Origin of the sequence: Alistipes montrealensis (genome assembly GCF_018362775.1) — a bacterium.
GTDB lineage: Bacteria > Bacteroidota > Bacteroidia > Bacteroidales > Rikenellaceae > Alistipes > Alistipes montrealensis.
The window spans coordinates 520,120-541,370 of record NZ_JAGYXY010000002.1; the positions used below are offsets into that span (position 1 = coordinate 520,120).

Below are 21,251 nucleotides of genomic sequence, written 5' to 3' on the forward strand. Positions count from 1 at the left end.
AACCCGGGGACGTGCATCCGCAGGAGTCTTTTCCTGCGGATGCCGGACTCACTCAAACCCGAAAAACGCCATGAGCAAAACGAAAAAAATCAAAACCGCCGTGGGGGTCGCCGACCGCACGGACCCTTACTTCGCACTGGGGGCGTCGCGGGTCGACAGCGATAAATTCTGGCGCTGGGGCGACGATAACCTCTTTCCGGCGGCGCTGGCGCTGATGGCCCGGCGTTCGACGACCCACCGGCGTATCATCAACGACAAGGCCGATTACATCTCGGGCAAGGGATTTACATGCGACGAGGCCCGGCAGCCGCTGCTGGCCGAATTTGTTCGGCGCGTCAACGGCAGCGGCGAGAGCCTGAGGCAGGTGCTGGGCAAACTGGCTTTCGACAAGTCGCTGTTCGGCAATGCCTTCCTCGAAGCGGTCACCGACCCCGGACACACCTATTTGTCGCTCTACCACCAGGACGCCTCGCGCTGCCGCGTGGCCCGCGACTCGAAACACATCCTCCTGCATCACGACTGGGCGGCATTCAGGCCCGCCGAAGCGCGGTCACTGCCGCTCTATCCCGATTTCGAAGTGCAGGACGACGGCACGCTGCGCTCTATGATCCACTACAAGGATTACGAACCCATGTTCGAACACTACGGCGTGCCGCCCTATATCGCGGGGTTCAGCGTTTCGGCGATCGCCTGGAAGACCGACCGCTGGAATATCTCGCGGCTCGACAATTCGTTCCAGTTGTCGGGCGTGATGATGCTCGACTCGTCGGTGGACAACGAGGCCGAAGCCGAACGCATCGTGCGGCTGGCTGAACAGAAGTTCGCCGGGAATCCCGGGCAGGTGATGTTCGTCATCCGGGACGGCGGCGAGGACGACAATTCGCGTTTCATCCCCATTGCCGCACAGAACGAGGGCGACTGGCAGGCGCTGCACGAACAGGCCGTCGGGGACATCGTCGTGGCCCACTCGTGGTTCCGGACGCTGAGCGGGCTGGACTACGCGGCGGGCTTCAGCGCCGAGCGCATCCTCCACGAGTACGAGGTGGCGCTCAACACGGTGATTCTGGCCGAGCAGGCCGAACTGACCGAGCCGATCCGGGCCCTTGTGGCTTCGGTTCTGGGACTCGACACCGTCTCGCTGCAAATCGTCAACCGTCCGCCGACCCGTTCGAAACCCATCTACATGAAGGTCTGGGAGGCCCGCAAGGCCGACGGGCTCGACTACGATCCGGAGGACCCGAAACAACAGGCCTTTTTATCCGAAATTACGAAGTACAATATCAAGAGTATCGAATAAACGTATAGTTTTCGCGGGATCGAATGTCGTTCTTGCGGTGTACCGCCGCGGGGCATTCTGCCGCTTTTGGTGGCAAAAGCGGCGCAAAACCATCCGCATGTCGCTTTCGCGGGATCATCCTCCGGCCCGCGCTGAGCGGGCGCAGTAAGATCGAGCCTTTACAGCCTCCCGCTCCGGGCGCGCGGCCCCTCGGACGATCTTTTTCCGCTCCAAGCGAGAATGCGGAATTATGTTACCGTAGAACCGGTACGCTTTTCACTTTTAACCTTCCACCTTTATGAACACGTTAATCACCCCTTTACAGGTCCTGCGCCTTGCCTTCGGCGTCGGGGAATACCTGCCGCCCGAAACCATCACGGAAGCCGACATCGCCGCCGCCGAGCAGCGTTACATCGTTCCGGTCATCGGGCGGGCGCTTTACGAAAAACTTCTCGGCGGCTCCTATGCCGGTTTCCGGACCGGATACCTCGCGGCCCCGGCCGCCCTCTTCACGCGTGTATCCGTCCAGCCGCGGCTCGACATCCGCACCGGACAGTGCGGCACGACGGCCCCGAAATCCGCCTATACCCAGCCGGCCGGGGACACGGCCCGCCGACACCTGCGGCGCGCTCTGCTGGCACAGGCCCGGACGCTGCTGCGCCGTGCTGCCGAACACCTCTGCGCCCATGGGACGGAGTTCCCGGAATACGACCCCGAAAAAGACATCTTCAACCGCTGTACGACCGATGGAGGCTTTGTTCAGGTTCGTTAGCGGCGCGGCGGCAGGGATTGCCGCGCTGTTCGCGCCGATCGGGCCGCTGGTGGCCACGACCGTCGTCTTCATCGGCGTCGACTTCCTTTCGGGGGTGGCCGCCGACCGCGCCGCGGCCCTCCGCGAAGGGCGCGCTTGGTATTTCGAGAGTTGCAAGGCCTGGCGCACGGTGCTCAAACTCACGCTTGCGGTCACGGCGATCTCGATGGCGTGGCTGATCGACAGTTGCGTCCTGGATTTCATGCCGTTGAACCTGGCCCGGCTCCTCACGGGATTCACCTGCGGCGTGGAGCTGTGGTCGTTTCTCGAAAACGCCGCACAACTTTCCGACGCCCCGTTGTTCCGCTGGCTGCGCCGTTATGTGCGCCGCCGTATCCGGAAGGAGGCAGGCGATGAGTAGGGGGTTGGTGAACTGTAACCGACGCAGCTGGCGAGAGCAAAGGTTGCTTGCAACCTCTGCCGAGTTGCAAGGAGGAAACGGTTTTTTACCGCTAAAAAACAAAATATGGCAAGAGGATTAAAAAACCGTAATCCGGGGAATATCCGGCAGTCGAAGGTCCGCTACAAAGGCGAGGTGTGGCCTTCGCGCGATCCGGCCTTCAAGCAGTTCGAATCCCTCGCATGGGGCTACCGGGCTGTCTTCATGCTGCTGCACACTTACCGGATTCGTCATGGACTGCGGACTGTCCGCGGAATGATTTCCCGATGGGCTCCGCCGTCGGAGAACCACACCGAAGCCTACATCCGCGCCGTGACCGCCGATACGGGCATCGGGCCCGACGAACCGGTCGATACGTTGGATCCGGCGACGATGATTCCCCTTGCTGCTGCCATTTCCCGCGTGGAAAACGGTGTCGTAGCGGACCGGGACGAAATCGGGCGCGGCTGGGCGCTGTTTATCGGCTGATTTTGCTATCTTTACGGCTCGATAGACTATCCGGATGAAGATTTCCCGCCTGTTCGCGCGGCTCGACCGCATGCCGATGCTCAGGATTCTCGTGCCTTTCGCCGCGGGAATCGCCCTGGCTGGCCGCTATGTATTGCCCCTGTGGTTTCTCGCAGGGGCTTTCGTATCGGCGGGGCTCGTGGCGCTGTTGCTGCGCTCGTCGGCCGCCACGGCGGCGATGATCGTCACGGCGGGATTTGCCGCGGCGCAGCTTCGCGTGCCCGAGCCCACTGTCCCGCGCGGCGTGCATACGGCCTATGAAATCGAGGTCGAGGGATTTCCTGCCGACCGGGGGCGTTACCTCTCCGCCGATGCGTCGGTCGCCGCATGGCGCAGTCCTGTGGACGGGCATTGGCATGCCTCGGACGCCCGTATCAGGCTTTATGCCGATTCGCTGACGGAGTTACACCCCGGGGAACGTATCCGCTGCCGGGGTACGGTGAGGCCGCTGCGGGGCGGGGCGGAGAGCTACCGCCTGCTCATGGAGCGGCGGGGGTATGCCGGAACCCTGTGGATCGCGGAACAGACGATTCTCGAACGGCTGCCGGGGCGGCACGCGGGCCTGCACCGGGCGGCTGTCGAACGGCTCTCCCGGCTGCCGATGGAGCCGCAGGCCGCGGCGGTCGTCGAGGCCATGGCGGCGGGCGAGCGGCGGGGCATTACGCCCGAACTCCGTGCGGCGTACTCCCGGAGCGGGTTGTCGCACCTGCTGGCCGTATCGGGCCTGCATACAGGGATCGTTTTCGTGTTGGTAAACCTTGCGCTGTGGTGGCTGCCCCTGCTCCGGCGGGGACATCTCCTGCGCAATGTGCTGGCGGCGGGGGCCGTGTGGCTCTTCGTCGCGGCGGCGGGATTTCCGCCCAGCGCCGTCCGGGCCGCCGTGATGTGCACCGTGTTGCAGGCAGCATTGGCCTCGGCGTCGGAATACGTCGGACTGAATGCCCTGGCCGCGGCCGGATTCGGCATGCTGGTCTGGAATCCCAACTGGCTGGGAGACATCAGCTTCCAACTTTCGTTCATTGCCGTGGCGGCTATTCTCGCCTGGGGCGTGCCGCTCTGCCGCCGCTGCCGCACCCGGTGGAAGGCGCTGAACGTCGTGATCGACGCCTACCTGATCGGCCTGGCGGCCACGCTCGCCACGGCGCCGCTCGTCTCGCACACCTTCGGTGTCGTGCCGCTGGCCGGACTGGCGGTCAATCCGCTGGCCATTGCGCTGGCCGGGGTCGTGGTGTGCGGCGGCGCGTTGTGGATGCTCCTGCCCGTCGGAATCCTCGCGCCCGTATTCGGGTTTGTCACGGGAACTGCCGCCGGGTGGATCAATGCGCTGGCCTGTTTGACCGCTTCGTTGCCCGGAGGTGCTGCCGACCACACCCTTGGCGGGTGGCAGACGGCGGCTGTTTATGCCGTTTTCGCACTTGCAACCGTCGCGGTGTGGAGCACCGAACCGAAAAAAAGCCTACCTTTGCGGATGTGATTACTCCCGAAGAATACTCCCTCCTGCTTACGGACGAAGTGCAGCGCGCTATTGCCGCCGCACGGGGCCGCGACCCGTTGGAAGTGGCGATGGACCGCGCCGTTCCCCATGCCCGGATCGTAGCTACGCAGGTCAAATACCTCGCACGGGCCGCCCGGAAACTTCCCTCGTACGCCGCGGCGCAGTGCATTTTCCCGCCGCTGGCTTTCGAACAGGCGTCGAGCGAAGCATGTGCCGCCCATAAGCGGATTGCGGGCGACAGTGTGCTGGACCTCACCTGCGGGCTGGGTGTCGATGCCTATTTCCTGAGCCGCCGCTTCCGCCGTGTGGTGACGCTCGAACGCAACGAAATGCTTGCCCGCGTGGCCGCGGAGAATTTTTCGAGGCTCGGCGCCGCGAATATCGAGGTCGTAAACACCTCCGCCGAAGAGTACCTGCAACGCGACGGCCTGTGTTTCGACTGGGTCTACGCCGACCCTGACCGCCGTTCGGCCGAAGGCCGCAAACTGGTGCGCCTGGAAGACTGTTCGCCCGACATTATCGCCCTGAAACCCCGTATCGACCGGATTTCGGGGCGTTTGTGTGTCAAAAATTCTCCGCTGTTCGATGTGGACGAGGCCCTCAGGCTCTTTCCCGACAGCCGTGTGGAGGTGTTGTCGCTGGGCGACGAGTGCAAAGAAGTGCTGATTTATGCCGACGGTTCGGGTCCCTCGGTCACTGCTACCGCCCTCGGGTGCGGCAGTTTTTCGGCGAACCCCGGCCAGACCGTCTCTCTTCCGGGGCCGTTCGATCCGGCGCGTTACCGTTGGCTCGTTGCGCCGGACGTGGCGTTGCAGAAAGCCCGCCTTGCGCGGCTGCACCTGTCGGGCAGGGCCGATATGTGGAGCGAAAACGGTTACGGATTCGCCGCAGAGGAGCCGCAGGGCGTGCTGGGCCGGGTCTTTGCCGTCGAAAGCATCGAACCTTACGACCCCAAGCGGCTGAAGCGTGAACTGAAAGGCTGCGGTGCGGAGGTGCTCAAGCGCGACTTTCCGCTCGCCGCCGAAGAGTTGATGCGCCGCCTCGGATTACATCCCGGAGCCGACTTGCGGCTGGCGTTCACGAAAATAGGGAACGATTTTTGGGTTATACGGTTTAAATGACTACATTTGCGTATGCAACTTGAAGCCTGCGGTTTATGAAGCTCAGCGAATTCCTTACATACTTCACCGACACGATTTTCCGGCGCGATGTCACCGAATGGCGCAACCCCGTCGTCCGGTGGCTCGTCCAGCAATACAGGCTGTTGTTTTATACCGCCCGCGGCCTGCTCGAGCACGGAACCATCGTCCGCTCGGCGGCACTCACCTTCTATACGCTGATGTCGCTCGTTCCGATCGTCGCCGTGGTCTTCGCCGTCGTGAAGGGCTTCGGGCTGGCCGACGGACTGGTCCAGAACCTTTACGCCCTTTTCCCCCAGAACCCGGACATCGTGGACTACGTGGTCCAGTTCGCCGAAAACGCCCTGGTCCGCACGCAGGGCGGCGTGGTTGCCGCCGTGGCCCTCGTGATGCTTTTCTGGGCCGTGATCCGGGTTTTCGGGTCGATCGAAAGCGCTTTCAACAACATCTGGGAAGTCAAAGTCGAACGCAGCATTACCCGCCAGTGGACCGACTATATCGCCGTGGTGATGATCGTCCCGATCCTTTGGATCGTAGCCAATGCCGTGGGCAACTACGCCGAGGAACTGCTCGGATTCGACGACAGTTGGTATTTCAGCCTGCTGTCGCACCTCGCTTCGATGTTCGTCATCTGGGTGATGTTCACCTTCCTCTACATCATCATCCCCAACGCCAAAGTGCGCTTCGGGAGTGCGCTGATGGCCGGTATCGTCGCCGGGACGATCTTCCTGCTGTTCCAGTGGGGATATGTCTACGTCCAGCGGTGGATGACCTCGTACAACGCCATCTACGGCAGTTTCGCGGCACTGCCGCTGTTTCTGATCTGGATGCAGACCTCGTGGGAGATACTCCTTTTCGGCGGCGAGTTGTCGTTCGCCTACCAGAATATCGCACGTTTCGGTGAGGAGCGCGAGTCGCTCTTGATCAGCTACGACCAGCGCCGCAAAGTGCTGCTCGCGGTGATGCTCTCCGTCGTGCGGCATTTTCGCAATGAGGGTGGTACGATGCCTGCGGACGAAATCCGCGAACGGCTCGGCCTGCCCACGCGTATCGTCAACGACGTGCTGTTCCAACTGGTGCAGGCCGGGCAGTTGATCGCCGTGCGCAGCGGCGACGGCGAGCGTGAAATGGGATTCACCCCGGCGCATGACATTGCTTCGATGACCGTCTACGGTGTACTGGAAGCGGTCGAGCACTCGGGGCAAACCACATTCGACCTCGGGCAGACGCCCGAACTCGCACGTGTCGACCGCGAACTGGAAATGCTGAAAGAATCCGCCCGCAAATCGCAGGACAACGTGCGGCTGGTGGACTTGCTGTAAAACCCAAACAGGAAGAGCCTATGAAACGCCTCGTCATCATCGGCAGCGGAAACCTCGCGGAAGCGCTGGCCCGTGCCGTCGCCAAGAGCGACCTGGAACTCGTGCAGATTTTCGCCCGCAATCCCGAACGGGCGCGCATTGTTGCGGAACAGTCTGCGACTGACTGGGCGACGCATCCCGAGATGCTTTGCAAGGAGGCGGACATCTACATCATCGCCGTCAGCGACAAGGCCGTGGAACACGTGGCTGCGACGCTTCCGATCCCCGAAGGCGCCGTCGTGGCCCACACCGCCGGCAGCGTGCCCCTCGCGGCTATTCCTGCGAAATTTGCCCGCCGGGCGGTTTTCTACCCGATGCAGACCTTCACCAAAGGCCGTGAAGTGGACTTCTCGGTCATTCCGGTCTTCCTCGAAACAGCCTCTTCCGATTTGCGGCCCGAACTGGAGGAGTTCGCCCGGAAACTCTCCGGAACGGTCGTCTGGGCCACCTCCGCACAGCGCGTAAAAGTCCATCTCGCAGCGGTTTTCGCCTGCAACTTCGCCAATCACATGTATGCCGTGGGCGAACGCATCGTCCGCAGTGCAGGGCTCGATTTCGATGTGCTGAAGCCGCTGATCGCCGAGACTGCGGCCAAGGCCTGCGACGCCCGTTCGCCGCTCGACGTGCAGACGGGGCCCGCCGTACGCAACGACTTTGCGACCAAAGCCCTCCACTGCGACCTGCTGTCGTTCGACCTTCGTTTGAAAAACATTTATTCTACGATAAGTCAAAGTATATGGGAAACTTCAAAGAAGATATAGCGCGCTGTGAAGCCTTCGTTTTCGATGTCGACGGCGTGATGACCGACGGGGGCATCATCCCCACGCTCGACGGCGATTTCATCCGCCGCTACAATGCCAAGGACGGTTATGCGCTGGCCTATGCGATCAAAATCGGCTATAAGGTCTGTATCATCACCGGCGGCCGGGGCCGGACGCTCGAAAACCGCCTCCGGATGCTCGGCATCGAGCATTTCTACGTCGACTGCATGGACAAGATCGCAGCCATCCGCGAATACATGGCCGGCCAGGGACTCGATCCGGCCAACGTGCTCTACATGGGCGACGATATCCCCGACCTGGAGTGTATGCGCGAAGTGGGCCTTCCGGTCTGCCCGGCAGACGCCGCGGCAGAGGTGATCGAGGCGTCGCGCTACGTCTCCGAGTTCCGGGGCGGTGAAGGGGCCGTGCGCGACATCGTCGAGCAGGTGCTGCGTGCCCGCGGCGACTGGGCCCGCGATTCGCGGGGCGTTACGCCCTCGTCGCTCGCAGCGTCGCGGTAAGGTTTTCCGGAAGAGGCCGGGTTTTTTCCCGGCAGACGGAAAAAGGTTTGGTCTGCTTTCTCTTCTTTCTTTGAAAGAAGGAGAAACTATGCGGGGTTTCCGGCTAAAATTTGTATCTTTGCCGGGCATAAAGCCCGGCTTGGATAGGCTGCGCCTCGGCAAATCCTCGTAAAACTTGGTTCTGCCCTCGCCTTGCGCTATCTTTGCAGGCTACAAGCCTCCGTTATGCTCGAAAAACTGGCCAAACAAACTGCCGTCTACGGCATCAGCACCATCGTAGTAAGGTTCCTGAGCTACCTGCTCACGCCTTACTATACCCGTGTTTTCGGGCAGGAGACCTATGGTATCGTTACCGACATCTATGCCCTTATTCCGCTGGCTCTCACGCTCCTGACGATGGGCATGGAGTCGAGCTATTTCCGTTTTTCGGCCAAGGCCGAGGCGGCGGGCGGCGATGTGAAGGCGGCCAAACGGCGGCTTTTTGCCACGACGTGGGGTGTCACCTCGCTCGCGGCGGCGGTGTTCTTCCTTGCAATGGCCTTTTTCTGCGACGGCATTGCCCGCATGATGGGCGAGGCCTATGTTGCACACCCCGAATATGTCGTCTGGGTCGGCCTGATCATCCTTTTCGACGTTTGGGCCTGCATTCCCTTCTCGCGGCTGCGCGAACAGGGCCGTGCCATGACTTTCGTGGGACTGAAGGCCTTCAACGTGGTTCTGAACGTGGTGCTGGCCTTCGGGTTCGGCGCCGCGGGGCTTTTCGCTACGGAGTTCGGTGTGGGATGGGTCTTCGTCGCCAACTTCATTGCCAGCGCCGTAACGTGGCTGGCGATCCTGGCCACCGTCGACCGCACGGTCCCGAAGATCAATTGGGCGCTGCTCGCCGCAATCTTTGTTTATTCGCTACCGCTCCTGGTAGGCGGACTTGCCGGCACGGCCAACGAGTTCATCGACCGTCAACTGATCAAATACCTCGTTCCGGAGGGCGCTATGGCGCAGGTGGGTATCTACGGCGCCATCACCAAGATCGCCGTGGTGATGATGCTTTTCTACCAGATGTACCGCCTTGCCGCCGAGCCGTTCTTCCTCTCGAATTTCAAGAAATCGGATTTCGTGCAGATGAACGCCGCGGCGTTGAAGTACTACGTTATGGCCTCGATGGTGATCTTCCTCGGCATCGCGCTGTTCCGCGACCTCTTCGCGCTGATCGTGGGCCGGGACTTCCGCGAAGGCATCTTCATCCTCCCGGTGGTGCTCGGGGCGAACGTGCTGACGGGCGTCTGGCTCAACCTTTCGTTCTGGTACAAACGCGAGGAACGGACTTCGCTGGCCATCGTCGTTACGGGTGCGGGACTTGTCGCCATCACCGTTTTCGGTTTCTGGCTGATTCCGCTGTGGGGCTACTACGGGGCTGCCTGGGCACGCCTGGCGAGCGAATCGGTCATGGTCGCTGTCAGTTGGTGGCTCAATCGCCGCTACTACCCGACGCCCTACGACTGGCGGCATATCGGCGAGTATGTCGGTGTGGCGCTCGTGGTTTTTGCCGCCTGCGAGGCCTTGACCGCCTTTGCGGACAATATGTTTGTAAGCTATGCGTTTAATATAGTGCTTTTTGCGTTGTATGCCGCCTACCTCGTCCGCCGCGAGCGGATCGACCTGGGGGCGATGCTGCGCGCATTCCTGCACCGGTAAAATTGAATTGGAGTATGCAGAAACGACTTTTTCCCCGAATTGCAGCCGCGGCCACGGCCGTCCTGCTCCTCGCCGCCTGCGGCCAACCCCGCCCGACTGGCTCCGCCGAGGTGTTGCTGCATACCACGGCGGGCGACATCCGTATCGAACTCGATAGCCGTACGCCCCTTCACCGGGACAATTTCCTGAAACTGACCCGCGAAGGATTTTTCGATTCGGTCCTTTTCCACCGTGTGATCGCCGATTTTATGATCCAGGCCGGCGATCCCGCTTCGCGCCGGGCTCCGGCGGGCAAAATGCTCGGCGAGGCCGATGCAGGCTACCTGATTCCGGCCGAAATCGTCTACCCGGCGTTGGCGCATACGCGCGGTGCATTGGCTGCGGCCCGGACGCCCGATGAGATGAACCCCGACCGGAAATCCTCCGGAAGTCAGTTCTATATCGTTTGGGGCAATACTTTCGAGGACGAGGTGATCGATAGAATGCAGGAGCGGATTTCGGCGGCCACCGACGGCCGAATCGTAATCCCCGACTCGCTGCGTGCACTCTATAAAACCATAGGCGGCACGCCGTTCCTCGACGGACAATATACTGTCTTCGGCCGTGTGACCGAAGGGCTGGAGGTCGTCGAAGCTATCCAGGGCGTCGAGACCGATCCGGCCGGCCGGCCGCTGGAAGACGTACGGATACTCAGCGCCGAGGTGGTGGAAAAATAGACGGAAATGAAGAAATCGACCGGAAAAATCGTGGTGATGGGCGTGAGTTTCGCGCTTTTCCTCGGCGGAGTCGCCGCCCTCCAGATGGAACGGGGTACGGCGCGTACCGTCATCCTCGCACTGGTTTTTGCGGGATTATTGACAATCGCCGGTGTGCAGACAGCCTGCCGGTTGAAAAACAGGAAATAAGATGCGTTTTGCGGACATAACGGGACAGGAGGATTTGAAACGGCACTTGACGCAGTCGGTCGACGCCGGGCGTGTGAGCCATGCCCAGCTCTTCACGGGCACGGCGGGTTCCGGGGCGCTGGCTTTGGCCGTGGCCTACATCCAGTACCTCTGCTGCCGCCATCGCCGCGACGGCGACTCGTGCGGCGAATGCCCCGACTGCAAGCAGATCGCGGCGCTGGCGCACCCCGACCTGCATTTGGTCTTCCCGGTTAACAAGCAGGGCAAGAAATCGGGCGAAGTGATGCGCAGCGACGAATTCCTGCCGCTGTTCCGGGCTTTGTTCGGCGAGCGCGGCGGGTACTTTTCGCCGCAGGACTGGTACGACCGCCTCGACCTGGGCAAGACGCTCAAAGGCATGATCGCGGCCCGCGAGGCCGACGAGATTATCCGCAAGTTGTCGTTCAAGAGTTTCGAGGCCGATTATAAGACCATGCTGATCTGGCTTCCGGAGGCGATGAACGAGGAGGCGGCGAACAAGATACTTAAAATCCTCGAGGAGCCGTGGGACCGTACGCTTTTCATCCTGGTCTCGGAGCACCCCGACCGCCTGCTGCCGACGATCATTTCGCGGACGCAGGAGGTGGCCGTGCCCCGCATCGCACCCGACGTGCTGGAACGTGTGGCGCGTGAACGGGGCGTGACCGATCCGTTGCAGGCCCGTAATATGGCGCGCCTGGCGGGGGGCGACCTGCTGGAACTGGGCCACCTGGTTGCGGGTGAGAGCGATGCGCTCCGCAAGGAGCATTTCGATCTTTTCTGCGGTCTGATGCGCCTGAGCTATAACGATAAGCACCTCGAACTGGTCACCTGGGCCGAGGATGCCGCGCAGCTCACCCGCGAACAGCAGCGGGCGTTCCTGCGCGATGCGGCGCGGCTTTTGCGCGAGAGCTTCATGCTCCACGCCGGCATCCGCGAGGTCAGCTACCTCTGGGGCGAGGAGCTGGCTTTCTGTTCGAAATTCGCCCCTTTCGTCGGCTCGCAGAATATCGAGCCGCTGATCGCCGAGATCGAGAGTGCCGCCGCGCAAATTGCGCAGAACGGCAATCCGACGATCGTATTTACCCATTTTGCCCTCTCGGTGAGCAAGATGATAAAACGTTTGTAATTTATGGCACGTGTGGCACTTCTTTTAGGCGGCAACCAGGGCGATGTGAAACGAACCCTGCAAACGGCACAGCAGTTGATCAACTCCCGTGTGGGAGCCGTGCTGCGCTGTTCGCACCGTTACGAGAGCGAGCCGTGGGGATTCCCGGCCGCGGAGCATTTTTCAAACCAGGCGCTGGAGGTCTCCACCGACCTCACGCCGCTCGAAGTGCTCGACGCCTGCCAGCAGATCGAGCGCGAACTGGGCCGCAACCGCGCCGCCGAGCTAATCGAGAAGGCCTCTTCGGGCGCTGCGTACTGTTCGCGGCCGATCGACATCGACATCATTTTCTACGACGACGAAGTGATCGACGACGAACGCCTCTCGGTTCCCCATCCGCTGCTTGCCGAGCGGGAGTTTGCCCTGACGCCGCTCTGCGAGATTATGCGCCAGCGGCAGCATCCCGTGACGGGTGTCACCGTCGGCGAGATGCTGGATGCGCTCCGAAACAAATAGACGGGTATGAACGCAAAACGAATCATATTGCTTCTGGCTGCCGCCGCGGTGACGGCGGGGTGCTTCAAGGACGTGTCGTATAAGACGAACTACATCCTCAAGCCCCTCGCGCAGGAACTGTCGGGCGACCCGAGCCTGCCGTTCGAAGGGCTGAAAGCCTACGCTTTCTCCGCCGATACGGCCTTCTATACCGTGGCCTCCTACGAGGATGCGCTCAACGGCGTCATTTCGCTCAAGGACAATCCTGCCGATCAGATTTCCACTCCGCTCGCCACGGCCGAGCCCTATGTGCAGGAAGGGACGGTAGGCTGGGTGCAGATGCCGCTTTCGAGTCCTACGCAAATGATCCTCGCCGTCGATCCGACGCATCGGATTTACGCCTATACGCAGCAGGAACTGGGCGAAAACCTCCCCAACCTCTATGTCTCGCTGGTCTTCAAGGCCTGGAAGGAGGGCTTTTCCTACAAGGACGGCAACTGGAGTTTCTACAACGAATTCTATACGCCTCCCACCTACCTCGACTGCCTTATCGACCCCTCGGTCCAGGCCGAGGAGGGTGGCCCCACGGCTGAAATTTCCAGCCTGAAGGCCTATGCCTTCGCCGCCGATACCACGGCGTGGTACATTGCTTCCTACGACGATGCCGTCGCCGGAAAGATCACGTCGAAGAGCGACGATTCGTTCACGCGTACGAATCCTAACTTTACGGCTTACAAGGAGGACAACTCGACGCTCTATAAGATGAAAGTGTCGGCCCAGACCCTGATGGTGGTCGTTGTCGACCGCACCAACCGCCTCTATGCCTATTCGAAGCAGGAGGTCGACCTCGACGGCGAATCGGTGATGCTTCCCGTCGTCTTCCGCCCGTGGCATGCCGCGTGGATCTATGTCGAGGACGGCTGGCGCGTCGTCAATCCGGCGCACGCCCCCGGAACGGACACTCAAACACAATCCCGACGCCGATGAATACTCCGCGAAATATGCTTAACATGCTGCGCCTCGCGGTGGCGCTGCTCTTTGCGTCGGCCTTCCTGAGCCGCTGTGCGAGCATGATGACCCCTACGGGCGGTCCCCGCGACTCGCTGCCTCCCGTCATCCTGAACATGACGCCCGACAACTTCTCGACCAACCGCCCGACGGTCGGCCACGGGAAGATTTACATCGAATTCGACGAGTTCGTCCAACTCAAGGACCAGCAGAAGGAGTTCTTCACTTCGCCGGCGATGAAGAAAAAACCGCTCATCACCCTGCGCGGCCGGGGCATCGTCGTCCAGTTGCGCGATACGCTGGCCCCGAATACGACCTATTCGCTCAATTTCGGCAGCGCCGTGCGCGACAACAACGAGGGCAACCCGCTCTACTCGATGCGCTATGTTTTCTCGACGGGGCCCGAGATCGACTCGATGGTCCTTTCGGGCTATACGGCTGACAGTTACAAGGCCGACTCCGTTTCGAAGTCGTTCATCTGGTTCTTCCCGGCCGATTCGGTCGAGAATGTCGCCGGGTACGACTCCACGATTTTCAAGTACAAACCCGCCGCAATCGCCCGCGCCGAGAACAACGGTATCTTCATTGCCCAGAACCTCAAGCCGATTCCCTACCGCGTCTATGCCGTCCAGGATAAGAACGACAACCAGATGTACGAGCCGGGCAGCGACCAGGTGGGTTTCCTCGAAGGGACCTACAACCCCGCCGAGATGCCCGATTTCGCCGTTTGGTACGACTCGATCCGCCAGTATGTGACGGCCGATCCGCAGCTTTATTTCCGCATGTTCACCGACAAGGCGTTCCGCCGCCAGTTGCTTTCGCAGTCCGAACGGCCTTTGCAGCACAAGGGAATGCTCTACTTCGCTGCCGCGCAGCCCAAAATCGTGAAACTCCGCTTCGACAGCATTCCCGCCGACCGGGTGATCGTCGATCCGCAGACCGTGGGCCGCGACACGATCGCCCTGTGGTTCAACATGCCCTCTTCTTCGCTTCCCGATACGATCAAGGGTGAAATCACCTATTTCAAGCACGATACGGTCAACCAGTTGCAGGAGGTCACCGAACCGCTGAAACTCGCATGGCGGCTGATCGAGACCAAGGAGCAGGAGCGCGAACGCGAGAAGCTCGAACGCGACCGCCGCAAGGCCGAGGCCGCGGGCGAGGAGTGGGTGGAGCCCAAGAAGGAGAATCCTTTCGCCTTCAAGATGCCCACTTCGGGCGAGATCAATCCCGAGAACCACCTCACGGTCGATTTCGACTATCCGCTCGTAAAGCTCGACTCGGCGAAACTGCTGCTGACGCGCGTGCTCGAAGACAATTCGATCGAGGACATCCCGGTGCGCATGGTGCGTGATACGGGGTTGCTGCGCCGCTGGCAGGTCCGCGCCCCGTGGAAACTGGGCGGACAGTATACGCTGACTATCCCCGAGGGGGCCATCACCGATGTCGCGGGCCTTTCCAACGATTCGATCATTGGTAAGTATACGGTCCTCGACCCTGAGAAGTTCGCCACGGTGATCATCCACGTCAAAGGGCGCGACGACGGTACGAAGTATATCGTCCAACTGCTCGACGGCAACAACGCGCTCAAGCAGGAGAAGTGCGACGTGTCTACGGGCGATGTCCGTTTCAACTTCGTTCCTGCGGGCGAGATCAAGTTCCGCGTCATCGAGGACCGCAACGGCAACGGCAAGTGGGACGCGGGCAACGTGGTCGAGCGCCTCCAGCCCGAGCGGGCCGAGATCTATGCCAACGAACAGGGCGAAGACACCTTCGCCACGAAGACCAACTGGGAGATCGAATTCTCGATGGACATGAACCGCATTTTCGCACCGGTTACGATGCAGTCGCTCTCGCGCCTTCTGGACGAACGCGAGTCGCAGCGCCTGCGCCGCGAGGCGGAGAAACGCGCCAAGGAGGGTCCGAAGAAGGACCAGGAACGCGACCGGCAGCAGCAGAACAACAACAGCAACAACAGCAACTTCAACTCGGCCGGCAGCATGTTCAATAATTTCAGGTAAGATGACGATGAAACGACATATCCGAACCGCGCTCTTCGCCCTTGCCGCCCTCGTCGCGTGGCAGGGGGCTTCGGCGCAGCATACGCTCGGCTTTACGGTGGGCTACGGCATGGGCAACGGCCGCTTCCAGCCCAAGCAGGAGATGCGGGCGATCTGGGGGCTTTACAGCGGCGGCGTCTCGTGGCGCTACTACGGCAAGCAGCGCTTCGTGGGAGGCTTCGGCATCGACCTGGAGTTCCAGCAGCAGGGCTTCTCGTTTGCGCCCAACGCGTCGCTGGTTGAGGAGAAGAAAGACTACATCTACTATACGCGGCATATCAATTCCATCGTGCTGCCGATTGTCTGGCAGCCGCACTTCTACATGCTGCGCAACCATGTCCGCATCTACCTCGAAGCCGCTGCGACGTTCTCCTACAACCTCTCGTCCACCTACGAAAACGAGCAGGCCCGGGACAGCGGCGCCGCCGACTGGAAGGGCGACTACCCGTTCAAACTCGCGCGCGACAACCGCTGGGGCTACGGACTGGCTGGCGGCGGCGGTATCGCCTTCCTGATCCGCCGTTTCGAACTGAACTTCCGCGTGCGTTACTCCTTCGGCTATTCGGACATCGTCCGCAACCGCAACAAATACTACGACAACAACAGCGACGGATCGGAAAACCCCTTCTGGGTCTCTCCGATGCGTTCGCCGCTCGATAACCTCATGATCTCCGTGGGGTTGAACTACCGCTTCAACAAACAGGGCTTCGAGTCCTGGAAACCAAGACCCAAGAAGGAGAAGAACCGCGAGGTCTTCAAATTCGGGTTGTAAAAACAGCAAGTTTATGGAAACTACCCGCCAGCAGAAAATCACCAAGCAGATCCAGAAGGATATCGCCGACATCTTCCAGAAGGAAGGCGCTCCGATCGTGCGTGGTTCGCTCGTAACGGTCACCGCCGTGCGTATATCTCCCGATTTCAGCTATGCCAAAATCTATGTCAGCATCTTCCCGTTCGAAGAGAGCGGCGAGGTGATGAACCGGCTCGAACACCAGAACTGGTTCATCCGCCGCGCTTTGGGCCAGCGTATCCGCAACCAGTTGAAGAACGTCCCCGAAATCCAGTTCTACCTCGACGATTCGCTCGAATATATCGAGAATATCGACAAGGCACTGAAGAATGAATAATCCGGGGCGAAAGACTCGCCGCTGCGGCGTTTGCTGCTGTAATGCGCGGCATGCCGCCGTGTTTGCAGGCCTGCTCCGCAACTGCCGCGGTGCGTTTTCCCGTGCCGTAACCCCCGCCCTGCCGGGAACTCCCGGGTTCTCGGCTTAACTCTTTGTCCGCCATGCTGCCGCAGCTTTTTGCCCGTCGCTACCTCTTTTCGTCCCAGTCCCGGTCGGTCGTCAACCTGATCTCGGGGCTGAGCGTCGCGGCCATTGCGATGCCTGTTGCGGCCATGATCATCCTGCTGTCGGTTTTCAACGGCTTCGAGTCGCTCGTCAAGTCGATGTACTCGGCTTTCGACGCCGACCTGACGATCGCCCCGCGGCAGGGCCAGACCTTTGCGCAGGGCGACCTCGATACCGTGGCCCTCGCGCGCATCCCGGGTGTCGGCGCGTTGTCGTTCGCCCTGGAGCAGAGCGCCCTGCTGGAACACGGAGGGCGCCAGGCCACGGCTACGATCCGGGGCGTCGACGATGCCTATGGCGAGGTCTTTCCCCTCGGCGATGCCGTGTCCGCCGGGGAGTGGCGCGTACGGCTGGGCGACCTGGAACAGTTGGTCGTCGGGCAGTCGATGGCGTGGATGCTGGGCATCCGCTCGCTGGCCGACGCCGATGTCACGCTCTACGCCGTGCGGCGGGGATCGTTTTCGTCGCTGCTGCCGCTCGAAAACTATACGCGCCGTACCGAACCCGTGGGCGGGGTCTATACGCTCGACCTCGAAACCGAACGCACTTACGTACTGGCTTCGCTGCGGCTGGCGCAGGAGTTGTTCGGCTATCCGGGCCGCGCCTCGGCGCTCGTCGTGCGCCTTGCTCCCGGAGCCGACGCCGCGGCGGTCCGCAAGGCCGTTGCGGAGACCGCAGGCGACGAATTCCGGGTCCGCACGCGCGACGAACTGCGGGCTTCGTTCTACCGCATCATGACCTACGAGAAGTGGGGCATCTTCTTCATCGCCCTGCTGGTGCTCGTCATCGCCTCGTTCTCGGTGGTGGGGGCGCTGGCCATGCTGATCGTCGAGAAACGCGGCGACATCTCCACGCTCCGCGCCCTGGGGGCCGATACGGGCCTTGTACGCGCCGTGTTCCGCTCCGAAGGTTTTTTGATCTGCGGCCTCGGCGCCGTCGCCGGAATCGTTCTCGGCGTCGGTATGACCCTCTTGCAGCAGTATTTCGGGCTGATCGAGATTCCCGCCGAAACCTTCCTCACGAAGAGCTATCCCGTCGAATTCCGTTTTGCCGACCTCGTGGCTGTCGTCGCCGCTTTTGCCGCCGTCGCCGCCGTCCTGTCGAATATCACCGTTCGCAGCATGATTAAAAATACCTCCCGATTATGAAACGACTCCTCCGTATAACGGCTTCCGCGGCTCTGGTGCTGCTGCTTGCCGCCTGCGCCCGCCACAAGATCATTCCCGACGACAAACTGGCGCAGATTTTCCACGATGCGTTCCTCACCAATGCCTATATCGGCAGTGAGAACGTGCGAACCGACTCGCTGCGCATCTACGAGCCGATCTTTGCCCGTTACGGCTATACGACCGACGATGTGCACTACACCATCGGCAACTTTTCGAAGCGCAAGAGTGCCCGCCTGGGCGACGTGGTCGAGCGTGCCATCGAGATGCTCGAAAAGGAGGGGAAAATCTATAACCAGGAGGTCGCCGTCCTCGATACGATCGACAACGTCGCCCGCCGCACCTTTACGCGCACGGTGCTGGCCGATTCGCTTATCCGCGTCGCGTCGCTGCGCGATACGGCCCGCCTGAGCTTTTCGCTCGATGTCGAGCCGGGCGAGTATAACCTCTCGCTCAAATACCTTGTCGATTCGCTCGACCGCAACCAGCGCGGCCTGAAAGGCTCCGTCTGGCTCGAACTGCGTGACAGCTCGCGCACCAACGTCTACACCACGACCCTGCGCCGTAACCGTGAGGAGACCTTTTCGCGCCGGTTTACGACCGACACGACGCACCGCCGCCTGCGTATCGACTTTTTGACCTTCAACGGCAAACCCGAGCGGCCTTCCGTGACGGTCACCGACCTGAAGGTGGACTACACTCCCCCGACCCGTAAGGCCGTCGAAAAACTCTACGAAAAGCAGCTCGATATCCGGATTTTCGCCGATGACTTCCTCCGTGCAGCAGCCGTCCCGAAGGATAGCCTCTAACCTGTTGTGGACCCCGCAGGGCCTTGTCCGGCATCCGCTTCTGACGCTCGGGCCCGACGGTCGTGTGCTCCGGGCCGAAAGCTGTCCCGAGCCCGACCGCCTCGCCGCTACGGAGTTCTATGCGGGGCTGCTCGTTCCCGGTTTTCCCGCCGACTACCGCGCGGCTTTCGAGGAAATGCGCACTGCCGCCGCCCCGCTTTCCGAACTGCTTCCGCAGGTCGTGACACCGGGCGGGGTGCTGGTCGTCATCTCGGGACTCGACTACGAATCGCTGCGGCTTACTCCGCAGTCGCAGATTCGGAAAATCTGATTATTCCGGGGAATCTCGGTTGATTTTCGGCTGCTTCTCTTGCTCCGCCACCCTGTTCGCGGCCGATGGCCGCATCTGTGAATCCGACCCCTCCCCGGCCTCGCTCAGGGAGGCCGAATGGCGTACGCTCCGGACGGACGGCACAATAAGGACTGTGGCTGTGATGCGCGTTAAATCGGCAGGTGCTCTTCGACCGTACGCCGCAGGTGTTCCTGGTCGAGGTGGGTGTATATTTCGGTGGTGAGGATGCTCTCGTGGCCCAGCATTTCCTGCACCTGGCGGATGCTTGCGCCGCCTTCCAGCAGGTGTGTCGCGAACGAGTGGCGGAAGGTATGGGGGCTGATGCTTTTCTCGATTCCGGCCCGCCGGGCGGCCTGTTTGAGGATCGTGAAAACCATCACCCGCGTGAGTTGTCCTCCGCGGTTGTTCAGGAAAACGATCTCTTCGCCCGTCCGGGCGCTCCGCCGCTCTTCGAGGTAGAGCTGGATGCGGTCGCGCGCCGTCGAACTGATCGGCACGAGTCGTTGTTTATCGCCTTTGCCGATCACGCGGATGTAACCCTCCCCGAAAAAAAGGTCCTGCATCCTGAGCGACGTGAGTTCCGAGACCCGCAGCCCGCACGAATAGAGCACTTCGAGCATGGCGCTGTCGCGCAGTCCCTTGACCGTGGAGGTGTCCACGACGGCGATGATGCGGTCGATCTCCCCGGTGGTCAGCACGTCGGGCAGTTGGCGGCCGAATTTGGGCGGCAGGACGAACTCAGCGGGCGACGATTCGATCTTGTCGTTGATCATCAGGAAGTTGAAAAAACTCTTCACGCTGCTCAGCGCCCGGGCCTGCGAGGTCTTCTCGCGGCCGCGGTCGAAGAGCCACGCCATGTAGCGTTCGACCATCTGGGGTTCGACCTTGTGGGGCGCAACGTCCCACTGGCGGAGGATGAAGTGTGCGAACTGCCTGTAATCGCGCATGTACGATTCGACGGTATTTTCCGAAAGCCGTTTCTCCAGTTTGATATACGTACGGTAACGGCGGCCCGTTTCGTCCCATTTTTTCGTATTTTCTGCCATCTTTTGGTCCGCTGAATCCGGGATTATTGTAACTTTGTCCGAGCGAAGGTATAAAAATTTTACATAATATGGATTACACGGTCCTCAATATCGCTGTCGACGACGACGTGCAGGCTGAAATCCTGACCGCCGAACTCGCCGATTTCCCGTTCGAGAGTTTCGAGCAGGAAGGCGGCGCGCTGAAAGCCTATATCCCCGGCGAACAACTGGCCGGATGCAGGGCCGAAGTCGACGCCCTGTTGGCGCGCCGCGGGGTCGAAGGGCGTTATGCCGCTATCCCGACCCGGAATTGGAATGCCGTGTGGGAGAGTGATTTCCCGTCGGTCGATGTCGAAGGCCGCCTGCGCATCCGCGCTCCGTTCCACGATCCGGCTCCTGCGGGCGAGATGGAGGTGGTCGTGATGCCCCGCATGTCTTTCGGCACGGGCCACCATGCTACCACGTGGCTTATGTCGCGCGCGGTGCTCGACCTCGGAGTTCCGGGCCGCCGCGGACTCGATATGGGCAGCGGCACGGGCGTGCTGGCGATCGTTGCCGCCAGGTGCGGCGCAGCGCATGTCGACGCCGTGGACATCGACGACTGGGCCGACGAGAACTGCCGGGAGAATGTCGCCGCCAACGGCGTCGCAGACCGCGTTACCCCGATGCTGGGCGACGTGGGCCGCATCGCGGGGCGGCATTATGACTTTATCCTGGCCAATATCAACCGCAACATCCTCCTGGCCGATATGCCGGCCTATGCCGCGGCGCTGGCTCCGGGCGGCGACTTGGTGATGAGCGGATTCCTCGAAGCGGACGTTCCGGCAATCACCGGGGCCGCCGCGAAACTGGGGCTGAGGACCGCCGCTACCGAAACCCGCGACGGCTGGGTCGTAGTACATACTAAAAAAAGGGAGTAAATCCGGTCGCATGCGATAAGTCCCCGCCGAGGCGGGGATTTAGGGGGCAGACTTGTAAACGCGGCGTTTCGCCGCGAGAACGGCGGTCGGG

Annotated in this window: 23 protein-coding genes; 22 read left to right on the forward strand and 1 reads right to left on the reverse strand. The window is 61.4% G+C overall.

The features are described from left to right. Nucleotides 1-70 precede the first annotated feature (70 nt). From KG007_RS05230 to KG007_RS05330, 21 genes are all read left to right on the forward strand, one after another. Complete coding sequence (locus tag KG007_RS05230; protein WP_213347599.1) at nucleotides 71-1,297, forward strand: phage portal family protein; 1,227 nt, start codon at nucleotides 71-73, stop codon at nucleotides 1,295-1,297. Between the two features lie 277 nt (nucleotides 1,298-1,574). Beyond that, the gene (locus tag KG007_RS05235; RefSeq protein ID WP_213347600.1) at nucleotides 1,575-2,048 is read left to right on the forward strand and encodes a DUF6712 family protein; all 474 of its coding nucleotides are present in this window, start codon (nucleotides 1,575-1,577) and stop codon (nucleotides 2,046-2,048) included. Beyond that, nucleotides 2,023-2,448, forward strand: a complete 426-nt coding sequence (locus KG007_RS05240; protein ID WP_195459097.1) for a phage holin family protein — start codon at nucleotides 2,023-2,025, stop codon at nucleotides 2,446-2,448. Before KG007_RS05235 ends, KG007_RS05240 begins: the two co-directional genes overlap by 26 nt. Before the next feature lie 105 nt (nucleotides 2,449-2,553). Next, nucleotides 2,554-2,955, forward strand: a complete 402-nt coding sequence (locus KG007_RS05245) for a structural protein P5 (protein WP_213347601.1) — start codon at nucleotides 2,554-2,556, stop codon at nucleotides 2,953-2,955. A 34-nt stretch (nucleotides 2,956-2,989) separates the two neighbouring features. Beyond that, entirely contained in the window at nucleotides 2,990-4,468 is a 1,479-nt protein-coding gene (locus KG007_RS05250) for a ComEC/Rec2 family competence protein (protein ID WP_213347602.1), read from the forward strand. After that, entirely contained in the window at nucleotides 4,465-5,610 is a 1,146-nt protein-coding gene (locus KG007_RS05255) for a THUMP-like domain-containing protein (RefSeq protein ID WP_213347603.1), read from the forward strand. The genes KG007_RS05250 and KG007_RS05255 overlap by 4 nt, the downstream gene beginning before the upstream one ends. Nucleotides 5,611-5,645: 35 nt before the next feature. Further along, nucleotides 5,646-6,950 carry a YhjD/YihY/BrkB family envelope integrity protein gene (locus tag KG007_RS05260; protein ID WP_195459085.1) on the forward strand — a complete coding sequence of 435 codons (1,305 nt, stop codon included), beginning with the start codon at nucleotides 5,646-5,648 and terminating at the stop codon, nucleotides 6,948-6,950. A gap of 20 nt (nucleotides 6,951-6,970) precedes the next feature. Further along, nucleotides 6,971-7,750 (forward strand): Rossmann-like and DUF2520 domain-containing protein, encoded by a 780-nt coding sequence (locus tag KG007_RS14070; RefSeq protein WP_195459082.1) that lies wholly within the window; start codon nucleotides 6,971-6,973, stop codon nucleotides 7,748-7,750. Next, nucleotides 7,726-8,271: a KdsC family phosphatase gene (locus KG007_RS05270; protein WP_195459079.1), complete on the forward strand. Its 546-nt coding sequence runs from the start codon at nucleotides 7,726-7,728 to the stop codon at nucleotides 8,269-8,271. The genes KG007_RS14070 and KG007_RS05270 overlap by 25 nt, the downstream gene beginning before the upstream one ends. A gap of 225 nt (nucleotides 8,272-8,496) precedes the next feature. Beyond that, nucleotides 8,497-9,963, forward strand: a complete 1,467-nt coding sequence (locus tag KG007_RS05275; protein ID WP_213347604.1) for an oligosaccharide flippase family protein — start codon at nucleotides 8,497-8,499, stop codon at nucleotides 9,961-9,963. A 14-nt stretch (nucleotides 9,964-9,977) separates the two neighbouring features. Further along, the gene (locus KG007_RS05280; RefSeq protein WP_213347605.1) at nucleotides 9,978-10,679 is read left to right on the forward strand and encodes a peptidylprolyl isomerase; all 702 of its coding nucleotides are present in this window, start codon (nucleotides 9,978-9,980) and stop codon (nucleotides 10,677-10,679) included. Nucleotides 10,680-10,685: 6 nt separating this feature from the next. Then, entirely contained in the window at nucleotides 10,686-10,868 is a 183-nt protein-coding gene (locus KG007_RS05285; protein WP_195459072.1) for a hypothetical protein, read from the forward strand. Nucleotide 10,869: 1 nt separating this feature from the next. Next, on the forward strand, nucleotides 10,870-12,015 hold the full coding sequence (locus tag KG007_RS05290; RefSeq protein ID WP_213347606.1) for a DNA polymerase III subunit: 1,146 nt from the start codon (nucleotides 10,870-10,872) through the stop codon (nucleotides 12,013-12,015). A gap of 3 nt (nucleotides 12,016-12,018) precedes the next feature. Then, nucleotides 12,019-12,510: a 2-amino-4-hydroxy-6-hydroxymethyldihydropteridine diphosphokinase gene (gene folK / locus KG007_RS05295; protein WP_195459066.1), complete on the forward strand. Its 492-nt coding sequence runs from the start codon at nucleotides 12,019-12,021 to the stop codon at nucleotides 12,508-12,510. A gap of 6 nt (nucleotides 12,511-12,516) precedes the next feature. Beyond that, entirely contained in the window at nucleotides 12,517-13,476 is a 960-nt protein-coding gene (locus tag KG007_RS05300) for a hypothetical protein (protein ID WP_213347607.1), read from the forward strand. Further along, nucleotides 13,473-15,518: an Ig-like domain-containing protein gene (locus KG007_RS05305; protein WP_213347608.1), complete on the forward strand. Its 2,046-nt coding sequence runs from the start codon at nucleotides 13,473-13,475 to the stop codon at nucleotides 15,516-15,518. The genes KG007_RS05300 and KG007_RS05305 overlap by 4 nt, the downstream gene beginning before the upstream one ends. A gap of 1 nt (nucleotide 15,519) precedes the next feature. Then, the gene (locus KG007_RS05310; protein ID WP_213347609.1) at nucleotides 15,520-16,329 is read left to right on the forward strand and encodes an outer membrane beta-barrel protein; all 810 of its coding nucleotides are present in this window, start codon (nucleotides 15,520-15,522) and stop codon (nucleotides 16,327-16,329) included. Nucleotides 16,330-16,342: 13 nt separating this feature from the next. After that, entirely contained in the window at nucleotides 16,343-16,684 is a 342-nt protein-coding gene (rbfA, locus tag KG007_RS05315; protein ID WP_195459055.1) for a 30S ribosome-binding factor RbfA, read from the forward strand. Nucleotides 16,685-16,845: 161 nt separating this feature from the next. Then, on the forward strand, nucleotides 16,846-18,057 hold the full coding sequence (locus KG007_RS05320; RefSeq protein WP_213347610.1) for an ABC transporter permease: 1,212 nt from the start codon (nucleotides 16,846-16,848) through the stop codon (nucleotides 18,055-18,057). Beyond that, entirely contained in the window at nucleotides 18,054-18,884 is an 831-nt protein-coding gene (locus KG007_RS05325) for a DUF4296 domain-containing protein (RefSeq protein WP_195459050.1), read from the forward strand. The genes KG007_RS05320 and KG007_RS05325 overlap by 4 nt, the downstream gene beginning before the upstream one ends. Then, entirely contained in the window at nucleotides 18,841-19,194 is a 354-nt protein-coding gene (locus tag KG007_RS05330) for a cytosine deaminase (RefSeq protein WP_213347611.1), read from the forward strand. Before KG007_RS05325 ends, KG007_RS05330 begins: the two co-directional genes overlap by 44 nt. A 170-nt stretch (nucleotides 19,195-19,364) precedes the next feature. Here the strand turns inward: KG007_RS05330 and xerD are convergent, their stop codons facing one another. Beyond that, complete coding sequence (xerD, locus tag KG007_RS05335) at nucleotides 19,365-20,261, reverse strand: site-specific tyrosine recombinase XerD (RefSeq protein ID WP_213347612.1); 897 nt, start codon at nucleotides 20,259-20,261, stop codon at nucleotides 19,365-19,367. Between the two features lie 68 nt (nucleotides 20,262-20,329). On the opposite strand from xerD, the gene prmA reads away from it, so the two are divergent. Next, a complete protein-coding gene (prmA, locus tag KG007_RS05340) occupies nucleotides 20,330-21,160 on the forward strand; it encodes a 50S ribosomal protein L11 methyltransferase (protein ID WP_213347613.1) in 831 nt (276 codons plus the stop codon). Nucleotides 21,161-21,251 lie beyond the last annotated feature (91 nt).